Raw genomic sequence first — 1,682 nt, 5'->3', positions numbered from 1 at the left:
GAGCGTCAGTGTTTTGTCGCGGAGCCCGCTGGTCTCGAGTTTCGCGCGCCAGCGCCGGTCCACCTCGCCCGCGAAGCTGTCCTCACGGATGGGGTCGAGATCAGGTTTGATGGCCTTGGAGACCTTGTGGACGTAATAGCTGAACTCAGGCCCGAGCTGCGCGACGATCCGGGCAAAAAGTGCCGTCACCTTGTCAAGATAGGCATCGTCGGTCGTGTAGCTGTTGATCGCCGAACGTCTCCAGCATCATCGCGAGGTAGCGGGCGGAGCCGTCGAGGTTCTGCAGCGGATCACGCGGGTCGACGCCCAGATCACGCGCCGTCGCTGGCATCAATTGACCAAGGCCAATGGCACCTGCACTTGAAATCGCATCCTGCCGGTAGGCGCTCTCAACCTCGATATTGGCCCGATAGAGAGCCAGCCAATCCGTCACGGAAAGCCCCGCGCGACGCAGGCCGGGATGGCCGGCATAGCGCAAGGCCGTGGTCTGAATCCCGGAGAGGACATCGGCGCGGGGCAGGGGAGTCGGGCGGGCAAGGGCCGCGACTTGGACGCCCTCTTGCTCGGCCTCTACCTCGCCGAAGATCGCGATCCCATCGGAGGCCGAACTCTGACCAATCCTGTCATTGTAGTTTCGGGCAAAACTGCTCTGAGACCGGGACGGGGTCAGAGAGCCGTCGCTCTCCATGACCAGGACCATTTGCGCTGAGGCAGGTGCTGCGACCAGCCAGAGACCGACGAGGTTAGCTGCGAGCGTCCTTGTCTGATGGGGCGAGTTTGTGGGTCCGGCTTGTCCCCGCTTCAAGCGGCAGGTCGACATGCGCAAAGCCAAGGCCAATGAAGAAAGACACCACGCCGGAGATCGTCTTGAACTCGCGGATCTTGATATCGTTGTAGGTCGTCCGCGTGCGGGCGGTGACGAGGAGCTTTTCCACCCCATCATCAGAGACAACGCGCATGATCCAGACCCCGTAATAGCTGGGGCCTTTCTTATGTGCCGACTCCTGGCACAGGATTTCTGCGCTATAGCCGCTTTCCACGAGCTCGCGGAACCTGGCTTCCGTAACCACATTTGGTGCTTCGATGTCCCAGTTCATGGCCCGGCTCACGCTTTCTCCAATGGCGCGACCCCAGGCATTCCCACTTGAAGCCCAGAGTTACGATAGTATACTATCAACCGCAAGATGTAATATCGTGCTTTAGCTGTAGTTTGGTTACGCAAACACTAGTCACGGCCAGTGTCCGCGATCAAGGAGATAACAGGTTTGAGAAACCCAAGGTTGACATGCCTGCTCCCATTGCAAGCTATAGTCCTTCTAATCTGCGTTCCCGGGCCGGTTTTGGCGGAATCCTGCTTCGCCCCGGCCCGTCCTTTCCTGCCAAGCGATTCGCAGGCAGCGCGAGACTATGCGGACATCATCCGTGGCGATTTCGAAAATTACATCCAGGATATCCAGAGCTACTTCCGTTGCCTCGACAGCCAACGCGCCCGCGCTTTCGAAGAAGCGCGCGAAGTCAGCGAGGATTATGGCCGATTTCTACAATTGGTAGGGGATTGATGGGCAACCTCGGGAGCATCAGACTTGCAGCCCATGGAAACCAGACGCCGATAACACCCTCATATATCTACTTTTTAGATAACAGATTTCATCCGCTGGCGACGTCACAAGAGGTATGTGACG

The 1,682-nt window shown here is 58.4% G+C and carries 2 protein-coding genes and 2 pseudogenes; 1 reads left to right on the top strand and 3 read right to left on the bottom strand.

Features of this window, described 5'->3' with window-relative positions:
• From VGP75_RS01995 to VGP75_RS01985, 3 genes and pseudogenes are all read right to left on the bottom strand, one after another.
• A pseudogene (locus VGP75_RS01995) lies at positions 1 to 246 on the bottom strand (VirB4 family type IV secretion/conjugal transfer ATPase); the annotation flags it as partial.
• Positions 218 to 700, bottom strand: a pseudogene (locus tag VGP75_RS01990) (lytic transglycosylase domain-containing protein); the annotation flags it as partial. The pseudogenes VGP75_RS01990 and VGP75_RS01995, both read right to left, overlap by 29 nt.
• 43 nt (positions 701 to 743) lie before the next feature.
• A complete protein-coding gene (locus tag VGP75_RS01985) occupies positions 744 to 1,097 on the bottom strand; it encodes a hypothetical protein (RefSeq protein WP_327542054.1) in 354 nt (117 codons plus the stop codon).
• Positions 1,098 to 1,307: 210 nt separating this feature from the next.
• Here VGP75_RS01985 and VGP75_RS01980 point away from each other — a divergent pair, with 210 nt between their 5' ends.
• Positions 1,308 to 1,559 carry a hypothetical protein gene (locus tag VGP75_RS01980; protein ID WP_414727756.1) on the top strand — a complete coding sequence of 84 codons (252 nt, stop codon included), beginning with the start codon at positions 1,308 to 1,310 and terminating at the stop codon, positions 1,557 to 1,559.
• The last annotated feature ends 123 nt before the right edge of the window (positions 1,560 to 1,682 follow it).

Origin of the sequence: Yoonia sp. (assembly GCF_036007805.1) — a bacterium.
Lineage (GTDB): Bacteria > Pseudomonadota > Alphaproteobacteria > Rhodobacterales > Rhodobacteraceae > Yoonia.
The sequence above is the reverse complement of the archived record's forward strand: the minus strand, read 5'-3'. Positions and strand labels throughout refer to the sequence as shown.

Coding starts and splice junctions, on each gene's coding strand:
- VGP75_RS01985 (WP_327542054.1), bottom strand. CDS start 1,097: ATGAACTGGGACATCGAAGCACCAAATGTGGTTACGGAAGCCAGGTTC.